This window comes from Nakamurella panacisegetis (assembly GCF_900104535.1).
Taxonomy (GTDB): Bacteria; Actinomycetota; Actinomycetes; order Mycobacteriales; family Nakamurellaceae; genus Nakamurella; species Nakamurella panacisegetis.
The window spans coordinates 629,386-648,906 of sequence record NZ_LT629710.1; the positions used below are offsets into that span (position 1 = coordinate 629,386).

Below are 19,521 nucleotides of genomic sequence, written 5' to 3' on the forward strand. Positions count from 1 at the left end.
GGATCGATGACCGACCTGTTCATGGAACTGGATCGCTCCAGCCCGGTTCCGCTGTACTTCCAGGTCTCGCAACAGATCGAGCAGGCCATCTCGTCCGGGCGACTCGGCCCAGGAGCCCGGCTCGACAACGAGATCAGCCTGGCCGACCGATTCGGGCTGTCCCGTCCGACCATGCGCCGCGCCATCCAGGAACTGGTCGACAAAGGGCTGCTCGTGCGCAAGCGCGGGGTCGGCACCCAGGTCGTCCACGGTCAGGTGTCCCGGCCGGTCGAGCTGACGAGCCTGTACGACGATCTGGCCCGGGCCAACCAGGCACCGCGTACCACCCTGCTGGTCAACGAGATCGTCCCGGCCTCGGAAGTCGTCGCCGACATCCTCGACGTTCCGGTCCGGTCCCAGGTGCTCCGCCTGCGCCGCCTGCGGTTCGCCAACGGCGAGCCGCTGGCCATCATGGAGAACTACCTCCCCGCCGACCTCTCCGACATCGGCCGGGCCGATCTGGAAGAACGGGGGCTCTACCAGCTGATGCGGGCCCGCGGCGTGCACATCCGGGTCGCAAAACAGAGGATCGGGGCCAAGGCCGGCACCACCGAGGAGTGTCGACTGCTGGGTGAGCGCAGGGGCAGCCCGCTGCTGACCATGGATCGCGCCACCCACGACGACCGGGGTCGCCCCGTGGAGTGGGGACATCACGCCTACCGGGCCAGCCAGTACTCGTTCGAAGTGACGCTCGTCGACCACTGAGCGCCGCGGCCGGACGCCGCGGCGCTCGGCACCGCCCGACCGGACGCCGCGCATCGACGGTTTGGCCGTGCCGCCCGCAGCGCGTAGTCTTCGGGGGTTGCCTCGGCGAGGGTGGCCCGGCGGATCGTTGTTCGATCCCCGACCACCGTGATCGACGCGGTGGGTCATATCTGGATCCGCTGGTGTTGTTCTGCGCTGCTGCCACCACACACCGAGAATTCCCAGACCCACCGTTACAGCTAGGAGCACCAAGTGTCCGAGGTCCGCCTCTCCGCCGAGTCCCGCACCGAGTTCGGCAAGGGCTTCGCCCGCCGCATCCGCAAGGTCGGCAAGATCCCCGCCGTCCTGTACGGCCACGGCACCGAGCCCCGCCACCTGGCGCTGGTCGCTCGCGAGTTCGCCCACGCCATCAAGGGCGGCGCCAACACCGTGCTGACCCTGGATCTGCCGGGCGGCGAGGAGCTGGCCCTGGCCAAGTCCGTCGTCAAGCACCCGCTGCGCGACTACTTCGAGCACGTCGACCTGATCATCGTCAAGCGTGGCGAGAAGGTCACCGTCGACATCCCGATCACCCTGGTGGGCGACGCGGCCCCGGGCTCCACCGTGCTGACCGAGACCAACTACCTGTCGATCGAGGTCGAGGCCCTGCACATCCCGCAGCACCTCGAGGTCTCGCTCGACGGACTGGCGATCGGTTCGCAGGTGCTCGCCTCGCAGGTCGTGCTCCCCGAGGGCGCGACGCTGGTCAGCGATCCCGACACCCTGGTCGTCGCCGTCTCCGTGGTCGAGGAGGCCGACAGCGGCGAGGAAGCCGAGGCGGCCGCCACGGCGGAGCCGGCCGAAGAGGCCTGAGTCTTTCCCTGTTCCACTCGCCACGGGCGCGCCGGATATTCCGGTGCGCCCGTTGGCGTCTGAGCCGAGTTGGAATCGAGACGAGCATGACGACGCCGTTCGTGACGCCGGACCAGGTGCTGATCATCGGCCTGGGCAACCCCGGACCGGCCTACGCCGGCAACCGGCACAACATCGGGGCCATGGTCGCCGACGTCCTGGCCGCGCGGTTCTCCGGCCGCTTCAAGTCGCACAAGGCGGGCGCCGACGTCGCCGAGGGCCGACTGGCCGGCGCCCGGGTGGTGGTGGCCAAACCCCGTTCGTACATGAATCTCTCCGGCGGCCCGACGGCCGGCTTGGCCCGATTCTTCAAGATCCCGCCGACCGACGTGATCGTCGTCCACGACGAACTGGACCTGCCACCGTCGGTGGTCCGGGTCAAGCAGGGCGGCGGCGAGGGCGGCCACAACGGGCTCAAGTCGATCTCGGCCGCCCTCGGCACCAAGGACTACCTGAGGGTGCGATGCGGCATCGGGCGCCCGCCGGGCCGGATGGACCCGGCCGACTACGTGCTCCGCGACTTCACCGCCGCCGAGCGCAAGGAACTCCCGGTGGACCTGGAGAACGCGGCCGACGCGGTCGAATCACTGATCCGGGTCGGCCTGCTGGACACGCAGAACCGTCTGCACTAGGCCCCGGCCGGGTCGTCGGATCGCCGGCCGACCCCGGAGTCGGGGCGGACCCTCGCCAGAGCTCAGACCAGCAGGGCCGAGGCGGCGGATCGCTGCAACTTGCCCGACGGTGTCTTGGGCAGCGTGCCGACCGGCAGGACCGCGACCAGAGCCGGGCGGGCGCCGATGGCAGCCGTCACGGCCGATCGAACGCCGGCCGAGATGCGCTCCACCGCAACCGGATCGGCCGCCTCGCGCGACTCGACGGCCACGGCGAACGACTCGCGGCGGCCGTTCTCCAGCCAGCGGACGGCCACCGCGTTACCCGCCCGGACCCCGTCGACGCCTTCGGCCACCCGCTCGATGTCGGTCGGATAGATGTTCCGGCCGCCCATGATGATCACGTCCTTCACCCGGCCGCAGACGACGACCTCGCCGTCCACCAGGTACCCGAGGTCGCCGGTGTCCAGCCACCCGCCGGGCCCCCGGGTCGGGCGTGGGCCGTCCACCGTCAGGTACAGCTCGGTGATCGATTCCCCGCGCAGGTGCAGAACCCCGACCTCCCGATTCCCCAACGGCACGCCGTCCTCGTCGAAGGCCACCGCCTCGATCCCGGGCAGCGGCGGACCCAGGACCGGGAACGAGCGGGTTCCGGCGCCTTCCGGATCGGCCGGCGTCGCCCGCCGGTGATTTTCCAGCGCGTCGGCATCGACGGTGTCGACCTTCAGCGGTGTCCCCCACGGATGGAACGACACCCCGAGGGTGGCCTCGGCCATGCCGTAGGCGCAGACCACCGCGGTCGACGACAACCCGAACCGCGCCCCCGCGGCCAGGAAGCCGCGCACGGCCCCGACGTCGATCGGTTCGGCGCCGTTGAGGGCGAACCGCAGGCTGGACAGGTCGAGTCCGGGGGGCGCACCCTCGGCCTCACCCGGTCGGTCCTGCCTACCCACCGACGCCGCCGATGGCTCGGGCGACCCCTGCGCCCCGGTCGTTGGCCGGGCCAGCACGCGAGCGGTCAGGGCGTAGGCGAAGTTCGGAGCGGCGGTCACCGTCCCGCGGTACTTGCTGATCAACTCCGGCCACAGCAGCGGGCGGCCCAGGAAGTCCTGCGGTGTGACGGTGACCAGTTCGATGCCGCGGCACATCGGCAGGGTCAGGAAGCCGACCATGCCCATGTCGTGGAACAGCGGCAGCCACGACACCATCACGTCGTCCTCCGCCCGCAGGCGGGCGGTGGCGCACATGGCCTCGATGTTGGCCCACAGGTTGCCGTGGGTGATCCGCACCGCCTTGGGGGACGCGGTCGAACCGGAGGTCAGTTGCAGCAGGGCCGGATCCGCGTTCGTGACGTCCACCGTGGGCGCAGCGGCCGGGTCGCCGGCCGTGAGCTCCGCTACCGTCACCACGCCGATCCCGGTACCGGCGAGCAGACCGCCCAGCTCGGTGAACGGCTCCCCGACGATGACCAGGTGGGCGTCGATCACCGTGAGCGTGCGCATCGTCTCCGCCGCGTAGTGCTCCAGCTTGGTACGGGCGGTCGGCTGGTGCAGCATCGTCACCGATCCGCCGGCCAGCCAGACCGACTGGGCCGCGGGGGCCACCTCGGCCGGCGTACCGGCCAGGATCGCCACCGCCTGTCCCTTCCGCAGACCCCGGGCGGCCAGCACCGCCGCGCCGCCCAGCGCACGCTGATGGATCTCCCCCCATCCCGTGCGGACGGCCTGACGCGGCTCTCCGGTCGTCATCCCGGCATCCCCCAGCGCAGCACTGCGCAGGGCGTCCACAAAAGCGCTCATACGCCCACGATCTCACAGCGGGTCCGGTGCCATGGTCTACCGTCGCAGCGGGCGATGCGCGGGCCCGCTCGACTTTCTGGAGGAAGCCCTATGACGAACGAGACCCGGGTCGTCGTCCTCGGTTCGGTGAACATGGACCTGGTCACCACCACGTCGCACCTGCCGGCTCCCGGCGAGACCGTGCTGGGCGGCTCGTTCAGCACCATCCCCGGCGGCAAGGGGGCCAACCAGGCCATCGCCGCGGCACGGGCCGGCGGCACCGTGGCGTTCATCGGAGCGGTCGGGGACGATCATTTCGGTGCGGCTCTCGGAGAAGCGCTGCTGGGGGCCGGCGTGAACGTCGAACAGCTCCGCCACACGGCCGGGGCCAGCGGGATCGCCGCGATCGTGGTCGACGAGCAGGCGGAGAACACCATCGTGGTGGTGCCGGGCGCCAACGGAGGTGTCCTGGGCCTGACCGATGCCGACCGTGACGTCGTCCGCGGAGCCGACATCCTGCTGTGCCAGCTGGAGATCCCCATCAGCGCCGTGATCTCGGCCGCCGGGGTCGCGGCCGCGGCGGACGTCCCGGTCCTGCTCAATCCTTCACCCGCACGGGATCTGCCGTCCGACCTGCTCGACGCGGTCACGGTTCTGGTCGTCAACGAGGGCGAGGCGGCCGCGATCGGGGACGACGCCCTGCGTTCGGTCCCCCACCTCGTCATCACCCTGGGTCGCTCCGGTGCCCGCTATCGCGGCCCGGGCACCTCGTTCGAGGTGTCAGCGCCGCAGGTCGTCGCGATCGACACCACCGGTGCGGGCGACGCCTTCACCGGGGCGCTGGCGGTCGCCTGGGCCGCCGGCCTCGACCCGCGCGCGGCGCTGCAGCGGGCGTGCGTGGCCGGTGCGCTGGCCACCACCACACCCGGCGCCGGTGTCTCCGCACCCGAGTCCGATCGCATCGATGACTTGGTGCGCACCACCTATTGACGCCGAATGAGCGCGCGAGGGGGGAAACCGGCCACCGAAAGTCGATATCCGGGTGGATCGCACTGACCCGTCCGGAGGTAAAACCGGTCAAATGGGGCAACGGCGGCGCGTCCGACTATCCGAAGGCAAGATCAAGTTCTAGCGTGCAAACCACCCGCAGCGGAGCGGACCCGTGGAGGCAGCGATGACGCAACCAGGCGAGCAGCATCCCATCCCGACGACCGGCGCGTCACCGCCGGTCGGACGCGGCCCCAACGCCTTGATCTGGCGCTGGTGGAACCTTTTGCTGGTGCTCCCGCTGCTGATGCTCCTGACACCGTGGTTCAACAAGGACAAACCCCGGATGCTCGGACTGCCCTTCTTCTACTGGTACCAACTGGCTTTCGTGTTCGTCGGCGTGGCCTGCGTGACCATTGTCTACAGCGCCACGAAGAGCCGCCCGACGTCGTCCGTGCCTCCACCGTCACCGACGACCCCCGAAGAGCAGATCGGAGGCCGGGCATGAGTGGGCACTGGACCGAATTCATCGTCTTCGTCGTGCTGTTCATCGGCGTGGCCGTCATGGGGTTCATGGCCAGCCGGTGGAAGGCCGGGGACACCATGGAGCACCTGGACGAATGGGGCCTGGGCGGCCGCAAGTTCGGCGGTTGGATCACCTGGTTCCTGGTCGGCGGCGACCTCTACACGGCCTACACCTTCGTCGCCGTGCCGGCCCTGGTGTTCGGTGCCGGTGCCCTCGGGTTCTACGCCCTGCCCTACACGGTCGTGCTCTACCCGCTGGTGTTCCTGCCCGTGCTGCGCTTGTGGTCGGTGTCGCGGGCCAAGGGCTACGTGACGCCGGCCGACTTCGTCCGGGGCCGCTACGACTCGCCGACCCTGGCGCTGGTGATCGCCATCACCGGCATCGTCGCGACCATGCCGTACATCGCCCTGCAGCTGGTCGGCCTGGAATCGGTGCTGCGCACCATGGGCATCAACGGGCACGGCATCGTCGGGCACCTGCCGTTGTTCATCGCGTTCCTGGTCCTCGCGCTGTACACGTACCAGTCGGGCCTGCGGGCCCCGGCGCTCATCGCCTTCGTCAAGGACGGGCTCATCTACCTCGTCATCATCGTCGCGGTGATCTATCTGCCGTCGAAACTGGGCGGCTGGAGCCACATCTTCGACAGCGCCTCGGCTAAGTTCGCCCCGAAGGGCGGGAAGGCCGCCACCGGCTCCATCCTGCTCACCAAGAACAACCAACTGCAGTACGCCACTCTCGCTCTCGGTTCGGCCCTGGCGCTGTTCCTCTACCCCCACTCGGCGACCGGGATCCTGGCCTCCCGGGGCCGCAACGTGATCAAGAAGAACATGATCGCCTTGCCGGCCTACAGTTTCCTGCTCGGGCTGTTGGCCCTGCTGGGTTACGTCGCGATCGCCGCCGGGACCAAGCCGATCACCAACAACGCAACCGGCCGGGCCGACGGAAACACCGTGGTGCCGGTGCTGTTCCAGGGGCAGTTCAGCGGGTGGTTCGCCGGGATCGCCTTCGCCGCCATCGGCATCGGGGCCCTCGTGCCCGCCGCCATCATGTCCATCGCCGCGGCCAACCTGTGGACGCGCAACATCTACAAGGAGTACATCAACCGGGGGGCGTCCTCGAAACAGGAGGCCAAGCAGGCGAAGTGGGCCTCCCTGGTGGTGAAGTTCGGCGCCGTGGCCTTCATCTTCTTCATCGATCCGCAGTTCTCGATCGACCTGCAGCTCATCGGCGGCGTGATCATTCTGCAGACCCTGCCTGCGGTGGCGATCGCGTTGTACACCAGGTGGCAGCACTCGAAGGCCCTGATCGCCGGGTGGGCCGTGGGCCTGGCCTGGGGCCTGTACCTCCTCTACACGATCCCCAACCCGGCGAACGGCAAGCTGCACTTCGGCGGTTCGGCCCTGCAGCTGGGCAAGCTGTCGATCTTCGGCTGGCACCCGTTCGGCACGTCGCCGGTGCAGATCTACGTCGGCGTCGTCGCCCTGGCGGCCAACCTGATCGTCGTCGTCGTGGTCACGGTTGTGCTCCGGGCCATGAAGGCCCGTGATGGGCAGGACGAGACCGTCGGCGCCGATTACCACGTCGACGAGGGTGACCCCGGGCTCCGCCGGGTCGCGGCGGACTGAGCCTCGCTTTACCGCCTGGTTTCCGGGTCGGTCTTCCGGGAGTGGCGGCGACAAGGCACCATGGGGGTGTGACGTACAGCGCTGTACACGATCTGTTCATCAACGAACGCGAGATCCGGGTCTACTCGAACGGCTCCGGCACCCCGGTGCTGATGCTGCACGACCTGGGCGCGTCGGCGGCGACCTTCGAGCACCTGACGACCCCGCTGGTCCGGGCCGATCGGGAACTGGTCGCCATCGACCTTCCGGGCACCGGGCGCAGTGACCCGGCCCCGGGCGACGACCTGGAATGTTTCGTCCAGCACGTGGCGATGGTCTTCGCCGACCTCGGGGACGAGCCGATCGACCTGCTGGGACACGGTTTCGGCGGCTATCTGGCCGCCGGGGTGGCTGCGCGCTACCCGCAACTGGTCCGGAAGCTGGTGCTGTGCGAACCGACCGCCCCACCCCGCTCCGGCCCCCCGGCCAACACCCGGATGTCGCCCGGCATGGCCCTGTCCGGCGCCGTGACGACGCTGCGTCGCGGCAAGCTACGGCAGAACCTGCAAGGTTTCTCCCGGGCCAAGTCGGTGCTGGATCAGCTGGCCCGGGCCGACCCGGACTGGTGGGAGTCGCTGGGCGCGATCACGGCGCCGACCATGGTGTTGTGCAGCGGCGCCGCCGAGGTCGGCGAGCGGGCCGTGCTGGATCTGATCGCCGCGGCCATCCCGAACTCCGTCCGGGCCACCGTTCCCGGCGCCCGGAAGCCGCACACCAGCGCCCCGGTGGAATTCTCCACCCAGATCCTGGAGTTCTTCTGCTCCTGAGTGGTTGCGCCCGCCCCCGGCGTGGATCAACTTCCCAGGCGTGGATCAACTTGGCTGATGTGGGACAGAAGTGACGCAAGTGGTCAATTTCGTCCCTGCCTGCGAAGTTGATCCACGCCGACCACGACGGCTATGCGGCCTGGTCAGCCCTGTTCGAGGGCCTCGGCGGCAGCCATCCAGCTCAGCTCGGCCTCGTCGACCTCTTCGGCGATGGACTTGAGCTGGGCGTTCAGGTCGGCCGCGACGGCGAAGTCGGCGCCGACCGTGGCCAGCCGGGCGTGCACGTCATTTTCGCGGCGCTTCAACGACTCCAGCTTCTTCTCCCACCGTTGCTGCTCCTTGCGCAGCGTGCGCGCCGCGGCCGCGTCGAGACCGGGCCCGCTGACGGCTGCGCCCCCACTCACCGATCCCGACACCGACCCGACCTCGACCGACGCCCGGCGGCGCAGGTACTCGGTGATGCCGCCCGGCAGATGAGTGATCTTGCCGTCGCCCAGCAGCGCGACGACGTCGTCGGTGACCCGCTCGATCAGGTACCGATCGTGGCTGACCACGATCATGGTGCCCGGCCAGGAATCCAACAGATCCTCGAGCGAGGCCAAGGTGTCGGTGTCCAGGTCGTTGGTCGGCTCGTCGAGGATCAGCACGTTCGGCTCGGCCATCAGGATGCGCAGCAACTGCAGGCGTCGGCGCTCACCGCCGGAGAGCTGGGCCACCCGGGTCCACTGGTGCTCGTTGGTGAAGCCGAATCGTTCGGCCAGCTGCCCGGCCGAGATGTCCTTGCCCCCGAGATTCACGGTGCCGGCGATCTCGGTGACCGCCTCCAGCAGCCGCAGGTTCGGCGGCAGTTCGACCACGTCCTGCGACAGGTAGCCGACCGACACCGTCTTTCCCCGCTTGACCTCGCCGTCGGTCACCGCCCGGTCCCCGACCAACACCCGCAGCAATGTCGACTTCCCGGATCCGTTGATGCCGACCAGCCCGATGCGGTCGCCCGGACCGATCCGCCACGTGACGTCGTCGAGCAGCACACGGTCCCCGGTCGGGGTGGGCACAGTGGCCGTGACGTCCTCCAGGTCCAGCACGTCCTTGCCCAGACGCTTGCGGGCGAAGCTGTGCAACTCCACCGAGTTCCGCGGCTCGGGCACGTCGGCGATCAGCGCCTCGGCGGCCTCGATCCGGAACCGCGGCTTCGACGTGCGGGCCGGCGCCCCACGACGCAGCCAGGCCAACTCCTTGCGAGCCAGGTTCTTCCGGGTCTCCTCGGCCGCGCGATCGAGCCGCAGCCGTTCGGCCCGCGCGAAAACCCAGTCCGAGTAACCGCCTTCGCGGATGTGCACGGTGCCGTCCACCACCTCCCAGGTGGTGGTGGCGACGGCATCGAGGAACCAGCGATCGTGGGTGACGGCGACCAGGGCCGACCGTCGGGCCAGCAGGTGATCGGCCAGCCAGGCCACACCCTCGATGTCGAGGTGGTTGGTCGGTTCGTCCAGGATCAGCAGGTCGGCGTCGGTGACCAGGGCCGCGGCCAGCGCCACCCGCCGCCGCTCCCCGCCGGAAAGGTTGTCGACCAGTGTCTCCAGGCCGATTCCGGCCAGGCCGAGACCGTCGAGGATCCCCCGCACGGAGGAGTCCGAGGCCCAGCCGTGATCCCCTTCACCGAAGGTGTGCAGCACGATGTCCCGCACGCTGGCGCCCGGCTCCAGCCGGTCCGACTGCGTGACGACCTCGATGTTGACGCCGCGGAGAGTGGCTACCCGGCCGGAATCCGGCGGAACCAGCCCGGCCAGCACCGTCAGCAGCGTCGTCTTGCCCGAACCGTTGAGCCCGAGGACGCCGATCCGATCGCCTGTCTGCACGCCGAGGGACACCTGGTCCAGGACGGCGCGAACACCGTGGATGACGGTGGCGGATTCGAGATTGACGAGATTGGCCATCGGGGCGGAACGTCTCCTAGCTGGGTTCGGGCCCGTTGTGACCCTGGTCTGACGAATAGTGGAACGGCAGCGGCAACAACCAGATTCCCGGTCAACCGATGACGCGGGCCCCCGGGGCCGGCCCGGAGGCCACCCGCACCGAGCGGCACGTCCCGGATCCGGCCAACTCCGCGGCCACCTCGGCGGCGGCCGCCGGGTCGGCGCACAGCAGGGCGACGGTCGGCCCTGACCCGGACACCACGCCGCCGAGCGCACCGGCGGCCAGCCCGGCTCGCAACGTCCGGCGCAGGCCGGGCTGTAGCGAGATGGCCGCGGCCTGCAGATCGTTGCCGAGGGCGGCGCCGACCTGCGCCGGATCACCGCTGCTCAAAGCGGTGAGCATGTCCTGGACCCCGGCCACCCGCGGCGGGTCGGCGTGTGAGCGCAACCGGTCCAGTTCGGCGAACACGGCCGGCGTGGACAGGCCACCATCGGCCAGCGCCAGCACCCAGTGCAGCGGGGTGCGAGCCAGGACGGGCGAGAGCCGCTCCCCGCGTCCGGTGCCGACCGCGGTGCCTCCGGCCAGGGCGAACGGCACATCGGACCCGAGTTCGGCGGCGATCTCGGACAGCTGATCTCGAGTCAGCTCGAGCCCCCACAACGCGGCGCAGCCCAGCAGCGCACCGGCCGCATCGGCACTACCGCCGGCCATCCCCCCGGCCACCGGGATCTGCTTGCTGATCTGGATCGCCACCGGGCCACCGGCCTTGGTCCGCTTGGCCAGCAGCCGGGCCGCCGCCCCGGCCAGGTTCTTGCCTCCGGTGGGCACCGCGGCCGACGCTCCCTCGGTACTGACCGTGTGACGCTCGGCTGGGCTGATGGTCAGTTCGTCCACCAGGTCGACCGCGTGAAACACGGTCACCAGGTCGTGGTAACCGTCGGCGCGCAGGTCACCGACCGAGAGATGGAGATTGATCTTGCCGGGGACCCGCACCCGCACCGGCCCGGGGGTCTGCGAGGACCGCCTCGTCACGCGAGCGCCTTGGCGTCGGCTTCGGTCTTCGCGGCGGCGATGCGGGCGAAGGCGTCGACGTCGAGCATCTCGCCGCGCAGCCCGGGATCGACCCCGGCGGCCCGCAGGATCTCCTCGGCCCGGACGGGCGATCCGGCCCAGGTCGACAGCGCCGCTCGCAACGTCTTGCGACGCTGGGCGAATGCGGCGTCGATGGCGGCGAACACGGCCATCCGGTCTCCCACCCTCGGAACGGGACGGCGGTCGAACGCGACCAGCGCGGAGTCGACCCCGGGTACCGGCCAGAACACCGACCGACCGATCGCGCCGGCCCGCCGCGCGGAGCCGTACCAGGCCGCTTTGGCACTCGGCGACCCGTAGGTCTTCGAACCCGGTGGCGCCGCCAGCCGGTCGGCCACCTCGGCCTGCACCATCACCAGAACCCGTTGCAGCGACGGCAGTTCGGCCAACAGATGCAGAAGGACGGGGACGGCCACGTTGTACGGCAGATTGGCCACCAGCGAGGTCGGGGCGCCCTCGATGTGGTGGCTACGCACGGCCATCGCATCGGCCGTGATGACCGTGAGATCGCCAGTCCGGGTCGGGGCGTGTGCTGCCACGGTGGCCGGGAGACGGGACGCCAGCCGCTGGTCGATCTCGATGGCGGTGACCTTCTCCGAGACCTCGAGCAGGGCCAGGGTCAGCGAGCCGAGGCCGGGTCCCACTTCGAGGGTGTGCCCGGCCCGGTCCAGCTTCGCGGCCGCGGCGATCCGTCGGACGGTGTTCGCGTCGTGGACGAAGTTCTGGCCGAGCTGCTTGGTGGGTCGCAGGTCCAGCTCGGCGGCCAGCCGCCGGATCTCGGCCGCACCGAGCAGCGTGATCCGACCGTGGGCGGCGACGTCACCCGTTGGGTCGGGCATCGGGTTCGTGTCGCTCACGACCACCATCCTCACACGAGCGGCCCGGAGCCCGGGACGCGACAACGGGCCGGGCCCGGAGAGTTCTCTCTCCGGGCCCGGCCCCTGACTACGACAGTTGAACCGCTCAGTGCGCCGCGTAGGCACACGCCCACGGCTCGAGGCCACGCTGCTGGTACAACAGCTTCGCCCGCATCAGCTGCTCCTCCGGGCTCGCGTCCATCGGGTTGCCACTGCCGCCGACCGTGGCCCAGGTCGGGATGTCGAACTGGAACATGCCGTAGGTCGGCAGACCGGCCGACGGGTTGGCGTTGACCGCCTTCGGGTTGTGGGTCGACTCGCACATCGCCAGGCCGTCCCAGTTGACGCCGAACGACGTGTCGTTGGTGAAGACCTCGTTGCCTACGTAGGTGAACGTCGTCTTGGTGCCGACGTGGGTCACCTTGGCGACCGGCGCGGCGATGATCTTCCGCGACGTCTCGGTCTGTGCCGTTCGCTTCCCGTTCACGGTGGTCACGGCGTAGGTGATCAGCTGGCGACCGGTTGTTCCCGGCTGGACCACCTTGGACTGGCCCTTGACCAGGGTGGCGTCGCCGACCGTCTTCGCCGCCGGCTCGGGCAGGACCACGGTCTTCGTCCCGGTGCTGACCAGCACCCGGTTCACCGTGATCACCAACCCGTCGGACAGCTTGGTGGTCAGCGCCGGGCTGACGGTGTCGCGGCGGCCGAGAACGATCCCGTCCGCGGCGAGCAGGTCGCCGACCGTTCGAGCCGTGGTGGTCGACGACGTCGACTTGGCGCCGCCCACCGAAACATCCACGGTGTGCAGCGTCGAGCCGGTCACCGAGAGGCCGGTCAGCGGGATCGCTCGCGATCGGTTCGCCGAGAGTGACAGGTTCGCCGTCCGGGTTCCGAGTTCGGACAGGGCCTGCTCGACGGTGGTGGCCGTCGTCCAGATCTGCCGCGTGCGCCCGTCGATGGTGAGGGTGAGCATCCGCCCGCGCTTCACGACAACGGTCGAGCCGTCGGAGATCGGTACGGTCACGGCCGGGGCGATGACGTCGTGGCCGGTCGGGGTGATCCCGGCTGCCGCCAGAGCGCCTTCGACCGAGTCGGACGAGGTCGTCACCCTCTGGGCCTGGCCGTCGACGACGACCGAGACGGTCTTGGCCGGGACGGCCGCATTGCTGTTGTTCACGGTGGTGACGGTGGCGCCGGCGAGGGTCAGCAGGCACAGAGCAGCGGCCGCACCAGCCAGAACCGGCTTGCGCAGACGTCCGCGACGCGGCGTCACGCGGGTCGGTGCCTCTTCCTGTGCCTCCGACCGAGCATCGACGACGGTGGTCGGGGTGTCGTCCGTGTCGGTCGGCGCCGTGACCTGCGCCGAGTCGTCGGTCGAGGCGGGAGATTCGGGGGTCACGGCGTTGCTGTGCGACTCGTGGTCGGCGGCCGGATCGGCACCATGGCCGTCATCACCCGTTGAGTCGTCCTCGGCCGGCGACTCGTCGGCGGGCCGGTTCTCGGCCACGGCGGCAGCATCGGCATCGAACAGGGCCAGTCCGAGATCGACCCCAGAATCGGCCGGTTCGGCGTCGACCGAGCCGACCGCGTCGAGGTGGCCGATCAAGGTGTCGACCTGCTCGGCGGAGATCCGCCGGATGGGCGCGGTCCGAGACGCGGGCGACGTGTCGTCGAGGTCTCGATCCGACGGGTCGGCATGTCGGGGGGCGCGCGGAACCAGCGCCGAGTAGAAGGGAATCGGGGAGGCCGGGGTCGCATCGGGCTGGGACAGCCCTCTGATCCACGACATGTCCGAAGACTGCGGCTCTTCTTCCACCGCGTGGTGCTTGCTCACGTCACATCCGATGTATCGAAACGTCCGAGCAAGGAACGGGCGGCATCCCCACAATTTGTGCGTCTGATCACACGATTGCGGATGAGGGAATTCCACGATGGATGCGTGGCGAACCTCGCGACACCAGCCCGGAACGTTCCCATCCCGGCGGTTATCACAGAATAGTAACGGGATTTGAACGAATAAGCAACAGGCTCAGGGGTTGTCGACGGATTTGCGAGGGGCAACTATTGGACGGACCGTACAAAAAAATGCAAGACAGCCCCCACCGGAGATATCGGGTGGGGGCTGTCCCAGGTACTTGAATGACGTTGTGCCGCAATCGGATCGGGTCGATCAGCCGGCCGCGTACCCGCATGCCCAGGGCTGCAGTCCACGTGACGCGTAGACCTTCTCGGCCACCGCGATCTGCTCGTCCTTGGTGGCCAGATCAGCTCGGGGCGCGTATTGACCGCCGCCGTTGCTCAACCAGGTCCCGATGTCGAACTGCAGACCGCCGTAATATCCGTTTCCGGTGTTGATGGCCCAGTTGTTGGTCGACTCACAGTGAGCAATTGCGTCCCAGTTGACGCTCCAATGGCTGGGATTGTCGTAATAGGACGCACCCGAACCACTCCCCGATGACGAGGAGGAGGAGGACGAAGAGGACGAGGTCTGCGGAGCGGAACTGCTGGGCGGAGTCGACGTCGAGGCCGACGTCGAACTCGGCGTCGGCGTGCTGGTCACCACTACGGGCGCGACGTAGGTGCCGACGTGGGTGATGCTGGCCACAGCTGGCTGGACCGTCTTGCGCGCGACTTCCTGCGGACGCCCGGCCTTGCCGTTGACGACCTTGGCGCGGTAGGTGACCTCGACGACGCCGGCATGACCCTGCTGGGTGACCGAGGTAGTGCCCTTGTCCATCGTGTCGTCGTCGACGGTCTGTCCAGCCGGCTGGGGGAGCGTCAGCTTCTTCGTCACGAGCTGGTACCCGACCCGCGTGATGCTGATCTTCAGGCCCTGCTTCAGCTGGGTCCCAAGGGCCGGGGTGACGACGTCGTCCTTGCCCACCTTGATGCCCTCGGACTTCAGCAGGTCGCCGACCGTCTTCAGCTCCGAGACCATCGAATCGGCCTTCTTGGCCCCGTCCGCGATGACAACGGTGGGCAGCGTGCGGATGGTGACCTGTACGCCGTCGGACAGCACGGTGTTGAGCGGGACCGACACCCGCTCGTTGGGACCGATCTTGATGCCCTGCTGGGCCAGCAGCGCAGCGACCGTGGTCGCCGGCGAGGTGACGCTGGCCATCTTCCGACCGGCCCACCCGACCTTCACCGTGTGCAAGGTCGAGGCGGCGACCGTCAGTCCGTTGAGCGGGATCGCCCGCGACCGGTTGGCCGACAGCTGGTAGTCCGCCGGGTTCCGGCCGATCTCGGCCATCGCCTGATCGACGGTACGGGCGGTGGTCCAGATGGTCTGCTGCTTGCCGTCGATCGTCACGGTGAACAGGCGGCCACGGTTCAGAGCGATCTGCGAGCCGTCAGCGATCGCCGCACTGCCGGCCGGAGCCAAGGCGTCGTGCGCACTGACGCTGATGCCGGCGGCGGCCAGTGCGCCGTCGACCGACCCGGCCAACGTGGTGATCTGGCGCTGGGTGCCGTCCACCGAGATGGTGACGGTCTTCGTCTTGGCCGCGATCACCCCGCCGCCGATGGTCAGGGCACAGACGAGAGCGGCCACACTGACCAGGGCGGGTTTGCGATAGCGATGGGCCTTCGCGACCTTCGCCGCGGGCAGGGCCACCGCGGTGGCCTCCGCTGCGGTCGGGGCCGACTCAGCCCCGGCGGCGTTGGGTTCCGGTTCCGGCGAGACTTCCGACCCGGGCTGCTCGTCATCAGCGTCCTCGGCGGACACCGTCGGATGCGCAGGGGGCAGGTCCTCGACCGATCCCACCTCCGAGGCACCGGAGAGAGCGTCGGAGCCATCCGCGTCGCGGTGGTCTCCGAACTGGTCGAAGAAGGCCTGCGTCGGCTCGGGGGTCGAGTCGAACACGTCGTCGCTGGAAGCCAAGTCACATCCGTACGTCGTACCGTTCGGGCAGGGGAACGGCGTCATCTCCGCAGATCCGCACCTGGTGCGGGACACACGAAAGGCAGGCGTTGGAGCGAGTCCGATCGACCCGCGGACAGCACCTGCCCCGATGCACCCGGAACTTCCCCATCCCGGCTGTTGTCACAGGACAGTAACGGCCAGAGCACGGCACGGCAACCCTGGAACGTTCACAGACTTGCTCGGGGTTGCCTGGGAGCACGGAAAAGTTCGAGATCCGTGCTCAGTTCACCCGAATGCCGAACATGGCCTCTGTGGTCCGATTCACCTGCTCGCACAGGTCCACCACTCCCTGTCCGCGCAGCCCGGCCAGGGCTCGCACGGTGTACGGCAACGCGTACGGCTCGTTGCGGCGGCCGCGGTGAGGATGGGGCGTCAGGAAGGGCGCGTCCGTCTCGACCAGCAGCAGATCGGCCGGTGCGACCCGGGCTGCGGCCTGCAGATCGACGGCGTTGCGGAACGTGACCGGTCCGGCGAAGGACATCACGAAGCCGCGATCCGCGCACTTGGCCGCCATCGCGGCGTCACCGGAGAAGCAGTGGAAGATCACCCGGTCGGGCGGGCCCTCCGAGTCGAGCACGTCGAACACGGCGTCGTGGGCGTTGCGGTCGTGGATCATCAGCGCCTTGCCGGTGCGCTTGGCCAGGTCGATGTGCCAGGCGAATGCCTCGGCCTGGACGTCGTGCGGCGCCGCCTCCCAGTGGTGGTCCAGACCGGTCTCACCGATCGCCACGACCCTGTGATGGCCGGCCAGTTCCTCCAGGACGCTCCGGGCCGATTCGTCGAGCCGATCGGCCCGGGTCGGGTGCAGGGCAACCGCCGCGTACAGGTCCGGATGCCAGGTGGCGGCCTGAGCGGCCCAGCGGGCGGAGTCCAGATCGTCGGCCACCGTCACCACCCTGGTCACGCCGACCGCGTGGGCCCTGGCCATCGCTGCCTGGACATCGGCCGGGGTTTCACACCCACATGCGTCCAGATGGGTGTGCGCGTCCGCCACCCGGGCCGCCAGCGCCTCGGGAGCGGGCACCGGTGCCCGGTCGCGCACCGCGGGGTGCACCGTCATGAGATCGGCGCCCACTCCGGGCCGGTCTCCCCGAGCTTCGGGTCGAGTTTGGCGAACAACGGGTTCGGCTTGGCCAGCCTGGTCCCGGCCACGATGTCCCGTCGTTCCCAGGTCGCCAGCTGGTTCCGGTAGTCCCCGGTGATCACCGGGTAGTCACGGACGGCGGGTGCGCCGACGCCCTCGACGTCGTCGTCGAAATCGGTGACCTGGACGATCTCCGGTTGCGCGGCCCAGACCCCAGAACCGCCGAGCGCCTCGAAGACGCCTTGCGAGGAATGGGGAAGGAACGGCGTCAACATGGTCTTGGCGTCGTCCACGACCTGGAGCGCGGTGTTGAGCACGGTCGCCTGACGCTCCCTGTCCTCTCCGAGTTTCCACGGTTCGGTGTCGGAGATGTATTTGTTGGCCAGGGAGACCACCCGCATCGCCTCACCCATCGCCTGCTTGAACCGGCTGCGGCCCAACAGCTCTCCGACCGTGTCGAACGCCGTGGTCGACGCCTGCAGCAACGCCACGTCCATCTCCGTGCGCGTGGCGGCCGCCGGGATCTCACCGAAGTTCTTGTGCGCCATGGACACCGAACGGTTGACCAGGTTGCCCCACTCGTTGGCCAGTTCGGAGTTGTTGCGCCGCACGAACTCGTCCCAGGTGAAATCGCTGTCCTGATTTTCCGGCCCGGCTGCCACGATGAAGTAACGCAGCGCGTCGGCACCGAATTCGGAGATGAAATCACCCACGTAGATGACCGTCTTGCGTGACGTCGAGAACTTCGATCCACTCATCGTCAGGAACTCGCTCGAGACCACCTCCGTCGGCAGGTTCAGCTTGCCGAGCCGTCCCGGTTCGCCGCCATTGGCCCCCAGACCGTTGTAACCGAGCAGCTCGGCCGGCCAGATCTGCGAGTGGAAGGTGATGTTGTCCTTGCCCATGAAGTAGTACTGCCGGGCCGCGTCGTCGGACCAGAACCGTTGCCAGGCATCGGCGCTGTCGCCGAACCGCCGGGCCCATTCGATACTGGCCGACAGGTAGCCGATGACGGCGTCGAACCACACGTACAGCTTCTTGTCCCCTCGATCCCGCCAGCCGTCGAGCGGGACCGGTATGCCCCAGTCGATGTCGCGGGTCATGGCGCGGGGCTTGAGGTCGGCCAGCAGGTTCATCGAGAACTTCAGGACGTTCGGTCGCCAGTCGTTGCGGGTGTTCAGCCAGTCACCGAGCGCCTGGGCCAGTGCCGGCAGATCCAGGAACAGGTGCTCGGACTCGACGAAAGCCGGTGTCTCGCCGTTGATCCGGGACTTCGGATTGATCAGATCGATCGGATCCAGTTGGTTGCCGCAGTTGTCACACTGGTCGCCCCGGGCCGCGCCGTACCCGCAGATCGGGCAGGTGCCCTCGATGTAGCGATCCGGCAGGGTGCGCCCGGTGGACGGGGAGATCGCGCTCATGGTGGTCTTCGGAACCATGTAGCCGTTCCGGTAGACGGTGCGGAACAGCTCCTGCACCACTGCGTAGTGGTTCCGGGTGGTGGTCCGGGTGAACAGGTCGTAGCCCAGACCCAACTGCTGCAGGTCGCCGACGATCACCTTGTTGTACCGGTCGGCCAGCGCCTGGGCCGGTACGCCTTCGGCGTCGGCCTGGACCAGGATCGGGGTCCCGTGCTCGTCGGTGCCGGAGACCATCAACACGTCGTTGCCGGCCATCCGCTGGTAACGCGAGAAGACGTCGGAGGGAACGCCGAAACCGGAAACGTGGCCGATGTGCCGCGGACCGTTGGCGTAGGGCCAGGCGACCGCAGTCAGTATGGAACTCATGCCCTAGAGGTTAGTGCGCCCCGCGAACCCCGGTGACGCGCGTGCCCCGCCCTCAACTGCGAGCGGGCGCCCCGTAGCGCAAGCCGTCGAAGACCAGGTCGACCAGCGCGAGCGCACTGGTCCCGGCGTCCGGCCGATCCGTGGCCATGCAGATACCACCAAGGGCCCGGATCACGTCGCCCGGCTCGAAGTCCGGGCGGATCTCCCCCGCCTCCGCCGCGGCCTTCATCAGCGCCCCCGCGGATCCCCGCAAGGTGGCGCGGGCCTGGTCGAACAGATCCGACTCCGTCTCCATCATCGACTTCAGCAGGCCCACCAACCCCCGCTTGACCGCCCCGTACTCGACGAAACCCTGCATCCACAGGCGCAGGGCGTCGGCCGGACCGTGGGTCAGCGGCAGGTCATGGGCCAGCTGTCCCAGATCGTCGATCTGCTTCCGGTAGACCGCGACGACCAGGGCCTCCCGGGTCGGGAAGTGGCGGTAGAGGGTCCCGATGCCGACATCCGCCCGTCGCGCGATCTCCTCGAGCGCGATGTCCGATCCATCCCGGACGAAGGCACTGGTGGCGACCTCGATGAGCTTGTCCCGGTTGCGCTGGGCATCGGCCCGCAACGGGCGACGGGGCGTGGCTGCCTCCGACGGGACCGCGGGCTGCTCGGAGGGACCGCTCGGGGTCGGACCCGGCACGGGGGCGGACTTCTCGACCGGCGCGGCAGAACCCTCGGCCGTGTCCAGCGCGGTCATCGAAATCAGTCTCCTCAGTCGGACGGCGAACAGATCGGCAAACCCACTTGCTAAACCGGAGGCTACCTCCGTATAGTTCTAACCGGAGGCAGCCTCCGGATGCAATCCGGAGGGACCATCCGTTTCCGATAGTACGCCCGGTGTGG

General features: G+C 69.0%; 16 protein-coding genes. 7 read left to right on the forward strand and 9 right to left on the reverse strand.

What is annotated here, in order from left to right; translation table 11 throughout:
- The first annotated feature begins 6 nt into the window (after window positions 1–6).
- From BLS97_RS02760 to pth, 3 genes are all read left to right on the forward strand, one after another.
- Window positions 7–744 (forward strand): GntR family transcriptional regulator, encoded by a 738-nt coding sequence (locus BLS97_RS02760; RefSeq protein WP_090474496.1) that lies wholly within the window; start codon window positions 7–9, stop codon window positions 742–744.
- Window positions 745–996: 252 nt separating this feature from the next.
- Entirely contained in the window at window positions 997–1,596 is a 600-nt protein-coding gene (locus BLS97_RS02765; protein ID WP_090474497.1) for a 50S ribosomal protein L25/general stress protein Ctc, read from the forward strand.
- An 86-nt stretch (window positions 1,597–1,682) separates the two neighbouring features.
- Window positions 1,683–2,267, forward strand: coding sequence for an aminoacyl-tRNA hydrolase (gene pth / locus BLS97_RS02770; protein WP_090474498.1), 585 nt, complete (start codon window positions 1,683–1,685; stop codon window positions 2,265–2,267).
- Window positions 2,268–2,329: 62 nt separating this feature from the next.
- Here the strand turns inward: pth and BLS97_RS02775 are convergent, their stop codons facing one another.
- The gene (locus BLS97_RS02775) at window positions 2,330–4,045 is read right to left on the reverse strand and encodes a fatty acyl-AMP ligase (RefSeq protein ID WP_090474499.1); all 1,716 of its coding nucleotides are present in this window, start codon (window positions 4,043–4,045) and stop codon (window positions 2,330–2,332) included.
- 90 nt (window positions 4,046–4,135) lie between these two features.
- Here BLS97_RS02775 and BLS97_RS02780 point away from each other — a divergent pair, with 90 nt between their 5' ends.
- The 4 genes from BLS97_RS02780 to BLS97_RS02795 all read left to right on the forward strand — a co-directional run bounded on the left by BLS97_RS02780 (window position 4,136) and on the right by BLS97_RS02795 (window position 7,968).
- Window positions 4,136–5,014, forward strand: coding sequence for a ribokinase (locus BLS97_RS02780; protein ID WP_090474500.1), 879 nt, complete (start codon window positions 4,136–4,138; stop codon window positions 5,012–5,014).
- 184 nt (window positions 5,015–5,198) lie between these two features.
- On the forward strand, window positions 5,199–5,519 hold the full coding sequence (locus BLS97_RS02785; protein WP_090474501.1) for a DUF3311 domain-containing protein: 321 nt from the start codon (window positions 5,199–5,201) through the stop codon (window positions 5,517–5,519).
- Complete coding sequence (gene mctP, locus BLS97_RS02790; protein WP_090474502.1) at window positions 5,516–7,162, forward strand: monocarboxylate uptake permease MctP; 1,647 nt, start codon at window positions 5,516–5,518, stop codon at window positions 7,160–7,162. The genes BLS97_RS02785 and mctP overlap by 4 nt, the downstream gene beginning before the upstream one ends.
- Window positions 7,163–7,230: 68 nt before the next feature.
- Window positions 7,231–7,968 (forward strand): alpha/beta fold hydrolase, encoded by a 738-nt coding sequence (locus BLS97_RS02795; RefSeq protein WP_090474503.1) that lies wholly within the window; start codon window positions 7,231–7,233, stop codon window positions 7,966–7,968.
- 143 nt (window positions 7,969–8,111) lie between these two features.
- On the opposite strand, the gene BLS97_RS02800 is transcribed toward BLS97_RS02795, so the two are convergent.
- The 8 genes from BLS97_RS02800 to BLS97_RS02835 all read right to left on the reverse strand — a co-directional run bounded on the left by BLS97_RS02800 (window position 8,112) and on the right by BLS97_RS02835 (window position 19,375).
- On the reverse strand, window positions 8,112–9,905 hold the full coding sequence (locus BLS97_RS02800) for an ABC-F family ATP-binding cassette domain-containing protein (protein ID WP_090474504.1): 1,794 nt from the start codon (window positions 9,903–9,905) through the stop codon (window positions 8,112–8,114).
- 91 nt (window positions 9,906–9,996) lie between these two features.
- Window positions 9,997–10,917: a 4-(cytidine 5'-diphospho)-2-C-methyl-D-erythritol kinase gene (locus BLS97_RS02805; protein WP_090474505.1), complete on the reverse strand. Its 921-nt coding sequence runs from the start codon at window positions 10,915–10,917 to the stop codon at window positions 9,997–9,999.
- Window positions 10,914–11,834: a 16S rRNA (adenine(1518)-N(6)/adenine(1519)-N(6))-dimethyltransferase RsmA gene (gene rsmA, locus BLS97_RS02810; protein WP_231988322.1), complete on the reverse strand. Its 921-nt coding sequence runs from the start codon at window positions 11,832–11,834 to the stop codon at window positions 10,914–10,916. Before rsmA ends, BLS97_RS02805 begins: the two co-directional genes overlap by 4 nt.
- 106 nt (window positions 11,835–11,940) lie before the next feature.
- Window positions 11,941–13,623, reverse strand: coding sequence for a resuscitation-promoting factor (locus BLS97_RS02815; RefSeq protein WP_157695133.1), 1,683 nt, complete (start codon window positions 13,621–13,623; stop codon window positions 11,941–11,943).
- Window positions 13,624–14,004: 381 nt separating this feature from the next.
- The gene (locus BLS97_RS02820; protein WP_172832200.1) at window positions 14,005–15,717 is read right to left on the reverse strand and encodes a ubiquitin-like domain-containing protein; all 1,713 of its coding nucleotides are present in this window, start codon (window positions 15,715–15,717) and stop codon (window positions 14,005–14,007) included.
- Between the two features lie 262 nt (window positions 15,718–15,979).
- Window positions 15,980–16,819, reverse strand: a complete 840-nt coding sequence (locus BLS97_RS02825; protein WP_090481151.1) for a TatD family hydrolase — start codon at window positions 16,817–16,819, stop codon at window positions 15,980–15,982.
- Complete coding sequence (gene metG, locus BLS97_RS02830) at window positions 16,816–18,630, reverse strand: methionine--tRNA ligase (protein ID WP_090474508.1); 1,815 nt, start codon at window positions 18,628–18,630, stop codon at window positions 16,816–16,818. The genes BLS97_RS02825 and metG overlap by 4 nt, the downstream gene beginning before the upstream one ends.
- Before the next feature lie 52 nt (window positions 18,631–18,682).
- Entirely contained in the window at window positions 18,683–19,375 is a 693-nt protein-coding gene (locus BLS97_RS02835) for a TetR/AcrR family transcriptional regulator (protein ID WP_090474509.1), read from the reverse strand.
- Window positions 19,376–19,521: the final 146 nt, after the last annotated feature.

Coding starts and splice junctions, on each gene's coding strand:
- metG (WP_090474508.1), bottom strand. CDS start 18,630: ATGAGTTCCATACTGACTGCGGTCGCCTGGCCCTACGCCAACGGTCCG.
- BLS97_RS02800 (WP_090474504.1), bottom strand. CDS start 9,905: ATGGCCAATCTCGTCAATCTCGAATCCGCCACCGTCATCCACGGTGTT.
- BLS97_RS02775 (WP_090474499.1), bottom strand. CDS start 4,045: ATGAGCGCTTTTGTGGACGCCCTGCGCAGTGCTGCGCTGGGGGATGCC.
- BLS97_RS02785 (WP_090474501.1), top strand. CDS start 5,199: ATGACGCAACCAGGCGAGCAGCATCCCATCCCGACGACCGGCGCGTCA.
- BLS97_RS02780 (WP_090474500.1), top strand. CDS start 4,136: ATGACGAACGAGACCCGGGTCGTCGTCCTCGGTTCGGTGAACATGGAC.
- BLS97_RS02815 (WP_157695133.1), bottom strand. CDS start 13,623: ATGTCGTGGATCAGAGGGCTGTCCCAGCCCGATGCGACCCCGGCCTCC.
- BLS97_RS02760 (WP_090474496.1), top strand. CDS start 7: ATGACCGACCTGTTCATGGAACTGGATCGCTCCAGCCCGGTTCCGCTG.
- BLS97_RS02825 (WP_090481151.1), bottom strand. CDS start 16,819: ATGACGGTGCACCCCGCGGTGCGCGACCGGGCACCGGTGCCCGCTCCC.
- BLS97_RS02835 (WP_090474509.1), bottom strand. CDS start 19,375: ATGACCGCGCTGGACACGGCCGAGGGTTCTGCCGCGCCGGTCGAGAAG.
- mctP (WP_090474502.1), top strand. CDS start 5,516: ATGAGTGGGCACTGGACCGAATTCATCGTCTTCGTCGTGCTGTTCATC.
- pth (WP_090474498.1), top strand. CDS start 1,683: ATGACGACGCCGTTCGTGACGCCGGACCAGGTGCTGATCATCGGCCTG.